Source organism: Skermanella aerolata KACC 11604, assembly GCF_000936425.1.
Lineage (GTDB): Bacteria > Pseudomonadota > Alphaproteobacteria > Azospirillales > Azospirillaceae > Skermanella > Skermanella aerolata.
Window position 1 is genome coordinate 1 of sequence record NZ_AVFK01000108.1, and the last position, 7,243, is coordinate 7,243.

6 protein-coding genes are annotated in these 7,243 nt (G+C 68.9%); 2 read left to right on the forward strand and 4 right to left on the reverse strand.

What is annotated here, in order from left to right; genetic code table 11:
* A partial coding sequence (locus N826_RS38035) for an integrase catalytic domain-containing protein (RefSeq protein WP_157599427.1) occupies positions 1 to 1,120 on the reverse strand: 1,120 nt, incomplete at its 3' end.
* A gap of 202 nt (positions 1,121 to 1,322) precedes the next feature.
* Here N826_RS38035 and N826_RS38040 point away from each other — a divergent pair.
* On the forward strand, positions 1,323 to 2,678 hold the full coding sequence (locus N826_RS38040; protein WP_157599428.1) for a hypothetical protein: 1,356 nt from the start codon (positions 1,323 to 1,325) through the stop codon (positions 2,676 to 2,678).
* Between the two features lie 11 nt (positions 2,679 to 2,689).
* On the opposite strand, the gene N826_RS41155 is transcribed toward N826_RS38040, so the two are convergent.
* The 3 genes from N826_RS41155 to N826_RS38055 form a co-directional block, all read right to left on the reverse strand.
* Positions 2,690 to 4,135, reverse strand: a complete 1,446-nt coding sequence (locus tag N826_RS41155) for a TniQ family protein (RefSeq protein WP_169789507.1) — start codon at positions 4,133 to 4,135, stop codon at positions 2,690 to 2,692.
* 132 nt (positions 4,136 to 4,267) lie between these two features.
* Positions 4,268 to 5,140, reverse strand: coding sequence for a TniB family NTP-binding protein (locus tag N826_RS38050; protein WP_044437696.1), 873 nt, complete (start codon positions 5,138 to 5,140; stop codon positions 4,268 to 4,270).
* Entirely contained in the window at positions 5,137 to 6,792 is a 1,656-nt protein-coding gene (locus tag N826_RS38055; RefSeq protein ID WP_052832795.1) for a Mu transposase C-terminal domain-containing protein, read from the reverse strand. The genes N826_RS38050 and N826_RS38055 overlap by 4 nt, the downstream gene beginning before the upstream one ends.
* A 106-nt stretch (positions 6,793 to 6,898) precedes the next feature.
* Between N826_RS38055 and N826_RS38060 the strand changes: the two genes are divergently transcribed.
* A partial coding sequence (locus N826_RS38060) for a DUF1403 family protein (RefSeq protein WP_044437697.1) occupies positions 6,899 to 7,243 on the forward strand: 345 nt, incomplete at its 3' end.

The window sequence follows — 7,243 nt, forward strand, 5'->3', positions numbered from 1 at the left end:
AGGTCGTACCGGGGAACTCGTGGACGAGCCGCATGAAGGTGCCGATGACCCGTTCCATCGCGCCGTGCAGGTGGGGGGCGCCCGGCGGACGTTCGCGCACCTCGATGCCGTACTGCTGGAGCCCGCGCAGGAAGCCCTTTCCGTCGTACTCGCCGCCCCGGTCGAAGCCCAGGCGCCTGGGAATACCCCAGACCGGCCAGTCGAGGTCGAGGCCCCGCTGGGCAAGCCACTCGGCCTTGTCCTGCGCCGCATGGGCCAGGCACAGGGCCGACGTGAGCGTCGAAGGTGGCTCCAACGTCAAGGCGAAGCCGGGGATGACCCGGCTGAAGAGATCCAGGGCGAAGGTCGCGGTTGGCCGGCCGATCGGCTTGCGATGCGTCTCGTCAACGACCATCAGGTCCATCGGCGTGGAATCCAGGTGAACTTCCTCCCACGGCTCGGATGTTTGCGGGAAAGCCCCAGCGACCGGCTTCAGCGCGCGGGCCGCTGCGGCGCCATGACGCCTGGCGGCGACCACTGCCGGATCGAGCCGTCGGACACGGGTCCATATGGCCTTGTACGACGGCGGCTTCAGATCGGCGGCGAGGCAGTGGCCACGCGCGTCGCGGACCAGCGACTTCAGGCTCGGCCGCTCGCGCTTCAGGTAATGGTTCTCGATGCGGTCCGTAATGATCCGCTCAACCGCCTCAGGCAACCTCCCGGTCCGGGGCTTGCCACCGCCCTGGCGCAGAAACGCGGTCGCGACCCCGCCAGCGCGGCCATAAAGGCCGATCAGGTTGTAGGCCTGCCGGTGGCCGACCCCGAGCAGGCCGGCTGCGGTCGTGACGTCGTCGATTGTGCGCGCGGGATTCTCGACAAGGGTCCGGATAACGTCACGCCGTCGAACCGCCTCCGCCCACTCGGCGTCGTCAGGTAACCTGAGATCGGGCATGGCCACCGGGCGCAAGCCCGGCGCCTGCGTTGCCGGAATGAACTCGACGGCCAGCGGCGGGACGGTCCTGAGGGTTCCGTTCGCCTCATCAAGCAGAATCAGCGCTTCGACGCCGAGCACCTTGTGGATGACGTAGTCCCGATCGGCATAGCGCACCGGTGTTCCCGGGACGAACCTTGCGAGCGGCATCGCAGTCCCCGTTGAAACGACAAGAGGCGCCACGCGACCGCAATGAAAGCATAAAGGAAGAGCGTTGAGCCGATACCAGTGGCGGTACCCCGCAGATTCGCTGGGGCTACAGTGCAAAAATTAAAGAAAAGCCACAGACGGCGCCCTGGCCGATCCGGAGCGGCGCCGGCGCCACGTCCCCCCGGCTGTCCGCCGCACCGTCGTGGCGATGATGAAACTCGACGGCGCGCCGGTCACCGGGGAGGAGCTCGCCCTGGCGGCGGTGGCACCGGAATGCGTCGCCCCCGGTCCGCGCGCCGCGGCAGTCCGCGCCGCCGGCCTCGTCCGCCTGGCGCTCGACATCGAGGAGGACCGGGTCGGCGCCGCGGCACCGTCCCGGCCGGCCAGCCCGGCCGCCACCGGGTTCGCCGCCGCCGGTCTCGAAGCGGTCCTTGAGGGCCTGGCGCTGCTCGAGATCGAGACGGCGGCGGAACCTGCCGGATCCGAGGAGCGGGGCGCTCCTTTGGACGCCGGTCCGGCGCTCCCCTGGAGTGGCGGATGGCTCATGGCGCTTCACCGCCGCTGGGCCGGGTTCGACGGGCAGCCGGAAGCCGGCGATGCCGGCGTCTTCGACGACGGCGCCGGCCTCGTCGAGGCAACGCTGCGCGCCGAGCCCGGCCTGACCGGCGGCTGCCGGGCGCTGATCCGCCTACACCGCCTCGACGATCCCCCGGCCGAGCGGATGCGTGCGCCCGATGCGTTCGAGGACGCGCTGTCGCGGCGGCTGCGCGACTACGGCAGCTCGGCGACCGCCGGGTTCTGGCCGTCCGTCGCCCGGCTCGGCGCCGCCGCCCTGCTGCGCCGCGCCTGCACCCTCGACCACGTCCACCTGCCCCTGGCGGTCGGTTTCGCCAGCGACGCGACAGCCTTCCGGGAGATCCTGGCCGGTCCGGAGGATGACGCGGTCGGCTGGCTGCTGGTCCGGATCGCGGCGCTGGCCGAAACCGAAACCGACGCCGTGGCGGCGACCGCGCGCCGCCAAGCGGCCCTGACGGCGGCGATCGGCAACCGGCGCCGCGACTCCCGCGTGCCCGACCTGCTCGACCGGCTGTGGCGCGAGCCGGCCGTGACCGTCGCCGGCGCGGCCTCGGCGCTGGGCGTCACATCCCGCGCCGCCCGCCTCACCATCGCCGCCCTGACCGGGGCCGGCATCCTGCGCGGCGTGCCGGCCTGGCACGAAACGCTCGAGGATCCAAGCGATCCGGGAAGCGCCAAGCAGCCGCATCCCCGCGCCTGGCTGGTGGTCGACCGAAGTCCCCCTCCGGCTAACGGAAAGCACCGCCGGCGTGCCGCCGGACAGGGTGAGCCGCCGCCCGGCACGCCGATGCGCTGGCGGCCGATCGAGACGGCGCCCCGGAACGGCCGACGCGTCCTGGTCTGGGCCGGTCGTTCGGTGATGGCCAGCCACGGCCGCATCGGCGGCCTCGACGCGCCGGCGTGGCACGACGGACGCCGGATCCTGCGGCCGTCACACTGGCTGCCGATAACACCGCCATCCAGCACTGGGGAGGGCGGGTGAGACGGAGGGAGTCAGGAGAGCGTCGGTCGGCCGCCGATCACGCGTTCGAGGGTGTGGACCGGAACATCCGCGGACAGTTGATCCGGCCAGTCGCAGGCGATGCCGTCAACAACCTCGGCGGCCCGCCGCCATCCGGCGTCCTCGAAGCACTGCCGACGCCATTCGGAAACCCGCACCACCATGACGGTGAACGCGTGATCGCGCAGCCAGGGATCGGCCGCCGCCTGCAGGGTCCTGAGGGCGTTTTCATAGGCATGTCGCCATGCGGGGATGAGGACAAGGCTCATCAGGATGTTGCCGGTCAGCAACGCCCACCCGACCCGACGCTTTTGCGCGGCCAGAAAAAAGATCCGGGAGTGGGGCTGGACCAGCAAGGCCGCGAATTGCCGCTCGACTTCGTCGATTTCCTCGTGCGGCAACGGCCGTCCGCCCGTACCGCCGATGATCCGACGATGTATTTCAGCCAATTGGGAGGCGTCATGGCGGCGAGCCGGAACAGCGGTAAGCTCCAGGAGCGGCTCGTTGACGGCGGAAAGGGCATCATAGGCCCGCAGGACTTCCAAGAGTGACGGTAATTCCTGCCTGGGAGGTGAGGGATCCCCTTTCCTGGATGACAGATCTCCAGCCGCATCGGGACAGATCCGTGCGATATGGTCAGGGAGCATCCCGACCAGTGCTTCCCCGCCGGCTACCTCCATGAGACGCCGCATGACACCGCGGTCACTTGATTTCCCGATATATGAAGCCCGTTCCCTCAGAGGCATGGCATCGAACCGGCCGGTGGCGGCCGGGCGTTCGGAATACCCGTGCATCGTGTTCGGCAAATTTGCCATCAGCTGCGCGAACCGCTTCACCCACGCCGGATTGCCGATGCGCAGCAGGATTACATGAAGGACATCTATCAGAGCCTGCCCATCCAGGATTTTCCTGGCGGCCCGGGTTCGCGCAGCGGTGCGGAAATCGGCCCCGCAGACGGCGCACTGCGCCAGATCGCGAAGATGACACTGGATATCCATCGTCTGTGATCCGGCGCCGCACTGCGGGCAGCCACTGACCAGCAGACATTTATGGATCAGGCAGCTAACTACCCAGGAAACCGACCAGAGCAAGCGAAAGTAAGGCTCGCGGTCCTCGGCCAAGCAGGCGGGGCAGTACTGGTGTCGGGGCGCAGGGCGGCCCGCCTGCGCTTGCGTGGCAAGGGGAAGAGCAAGCAGAGCGGCATTCCCGGACAGGGTCATGCCCGCCAGGACCCCGGTCGAATGACCGGTCCAGCGCCCGATAGCCGTGGCGGCCTTCGCCGGTAAGTTCATATCGGCATCCAGCAGGTGGGTGCGCACCCGAAGGCGCCGCAATTCGGCCAAAACGTCGGCCGGAGCCAAACCATTGCCCAGGGCGGTGCGGCCAAGCCAGCTGGACAGGCTTTCCGTCGCTGCCGGAACCGGCTGAACCGGCCACAATCCGCGCCGCACCGATGAGTCCGGAGGCTGGATCTCGATCGGGATCAGTGTGCCGGAACCACGCTTCATCGGGTTTGAGTTTCCGTTCGGTTGAGATGCCCCCGCTCAGCCGTCGCCGGGTGCGCCCGGTATTCAGACGAGCCTTGACAGATCACGCGGCCGACGGAGCGAAGGCGGTTGCGGAGCCACCCGCTCGACATGCGCCCGGGTGATCCGCTCCACGCCCTCCTCCATGGCAAGTGTCGCCGCCTGGCCGCAAACCTCGGTGGTTCGGCCAATCAACCCCTCGGTTCGTTCGTAGAGAAGGGACGCCAGTTCCTCCCCTGACAGGTCGGAGGGATGGCGCAGCGGCAGCACCGCCTCGAGGCTGTCGAGCAAGGTCAGGAAGCTCTCGTCGAAAGCCCAGCGCTCGAGCCCCAGCAGATCGAGACGACTTTCCATCTGCTCGTCGAGATCGATGGTGATCCGCAGGCGCGTGTCCCCCACCAGGATGGGAGCGACATGCAGCTTTCCCCAGGCCCGCAGGAACGCGAAAATCATTTTCCGCTCTCGTGGCGCGGCGTCGAGCACATTGTGGAATTCGTCCAGGACGATGGCAGCGGGCTTCAGGTTGCTCAGCAGGGTCAGGATCTGATCCTCACGGTCCGCCAGGGTGCTGCCCGACCGGCTGGGGGCTTGAAAGGTGCGACGCAGGGCGGCGAGAAAGCGCATCAGGGACGGCGCCCCCGGAACATCGACGCTGTAGACCCGGTTCGATCGCTGCTGCGCGTTCATGATCTGCCGGAAGCGCTCGACCAGCATCGTCTTGCCGTTGTTGAACGGACCGATCACGGTAAAGCCGCGCATCCGGTCATGCGGCGGCAGCCTGCACCGGTCGGTCATGGCGGTCAGGTGCTCCACCGCGGCATCATAACCGATCCATCGCGGCGCCCGGAACAGCACGGCCCGCTCGGTCGGCGGCAGGTCGACCTGGGAGCGGATCTCCGGGCGCAGATGGTCGGTCATTCCCCCGACTCCCAGGGCTCGTTGATGGCGAATGCCCGCTTTTTCCGCAGGTTGAGCTTTGGCCGCGATGCCGGTTCAGGGTCTGGAAGAGGTGTCGGCGCAGACGTCCCGAGACGTTCCCGCTCAGCGGCCCGGGCCGCCCGTCGGCGGTGACGGGTCAACGTGGCCGCCTCCCTGGCCGAGGCATCGATGTCCCGGCGCGCCTGAGCCCGCACCCCGGAATACGCCGCGCCGTGGAGACGCCGGCGCCGGCGCTCCGCCCGGTGCTCCCAAAGGCTGACGGGTCCGGCGATCCCGTCGCGCCGCCCCAGGGCGAGATACCCGCCGGTATCCGGCAGGCGGACGTAAATGCGCGAAATGTTGCGTGGGTCGTGCCGGACCAGCAGCTTGCCGTGGCGGTCCGCGTTGACGATGTAGGGATCCAGGAGGTGGCTGTAATAGTCCAGCCCGAACCGCCGGATGCCGGTGGGGCCGAGCTTGCGCTCCTCACCCGGCAGGAACCGGAGCAGCACGGTGTCCGGATCGCAGGGCCGCTGCACCGTGCGATCGATGCCGGCTTTCCAATCCTCCAGCGGGATGCGTAGCGAGCGTTCATCCTGCTCGACGTTGTGGATGCCGGCGATCGCGATGGCGACGATCCGCTCGAGACGCTCGAAGGTAAGGCAGGCGTGCAGGTCCGCGCGATATCCTCCCCGCTCCGTCGGGGACCGGGTCATGGTACCGGGTTCGCGTGACGTCAGCTCGTTGATGATGTCAAGCACCCGCTCGACGATGCCGCGGATGTGCGGATTGCCCCGACGCTCGGTTTCCAGCCGGATCCGCAGGTCGTCGCATCCCCGCGCCAAGGCGCTGTTGCGGAATTCGCGGCCCCGATCGGGGAAGATCTCGTGCGGCACGCCGGACATCGGCCAGTCATAGGAAACGTTGCGCTCCGCCAGCCATTGCTCCTTGGGCAGGATGGCGTGCTGGATGCACAGGGCGGTGGTGATGGCCGAAGGCTTTTCCAGCGACAGGCAGAATCCCAACACCGCATGCGAGAAGACGTCGACCAGGATGACCAGCGTCGCCCGCCCGATGACGACACCCTCGGCATCGACCAGCAGGATGTTGGTCGGCGTGCTGTCGATCTGAGTCCGTTCCAGCGGATAAGTGGCGTCGATGGTGCCCGCCCTCGGATGCAGGCGGTTGGCGTGGCCGCGCGGACCATGGCGGCGCTTGACGATCTCCTCATCCGTATACCACTGGCGCAGGCACCGCCGGACCGTGTTGATCCCGGGCGGCCGCTCGCCGGCGGCTGAGGCGTCGTCACGAATGCAGTTGACAATCGCACGCAGGGATTTGCGCTCGCGGCGCAGGTAGCGCTTGAGCCAGGCCCGGATGATCTGTTCAACGGCCGGGGTGATGCGGCTCCCGCGCGCTCCCGTCCGCCGCAGCAGGGAGCCGACGGTTCGCGCGGGTTCGTAACGCCGCAGCAGCGCGTACACTTGGCGGGTCGAGAGGGCCAGCTCCCGCGCCGCCGCGGCGACAGCGGCCGAGCGCGCTCCTTCGGCGGCCAGGACCGCTTCAAGCGCCACGGCGCGCCTTCGGGCGCGGTGCCACGCCGCGTTGGATTGGGCGTCGCCTTCAAGGCGGGGCAGCGGCTCGTCCGGCATGGTGGCCTTCTGAACTTTTGAACGGTACGTGAAGTTTTGAACGGGATGAGAATGGGCACAAGTACTTACCTTGATTAAGCGTTTCGGCCTCCCACTCGCTGAAATTTTGAATGGAACGCGTCACACTAACGGCCCGGCCACCGGGGTCTGGCTCGACCGCCTGGCCCTGTCGGCCGCGGCCTCCAGCCTGGCTGCGGCCGGGCGCCTGGAGGACGAGTCCCAGATCCGCGACGCCCGCCAGCTGACCCGCCCCGGCGACGATCCCGGACCGCCCGGCCGGATCTACGCCCTCTGGCGCCGGCTCGCCAACCACCCGCCCTCCGTCGATCCGGGCGATTTCGCCGCCGCGGCGACGCTGGCCGGCGTCCGCGCCGATCCGGCTTTGGAGCGGGCGGCCGAAGCCGCCAGCGCGATCCTGGCGAGCCCCGCCCCCGCCCTCGCCGCCGCAGCC

What these genes read in the sequence shown, in the direction of transcription:
- N826_RS38050 (WP_044437696.1), bottom strand. Translation starts at nt 5,140, where the DNA reads ATGACCGACCATCTGCGCCCGGAGATCCGCTCCCAGGTCGACCTGCCG.
- N826_RS38055 (WP_052832795.1), bottom strand. Translation starts at nt 6,792, where the DNA reads ATGCCGGACGAGCCGCTGCCCCGCCTTGAAGGCGACGCCCAATCCAAC.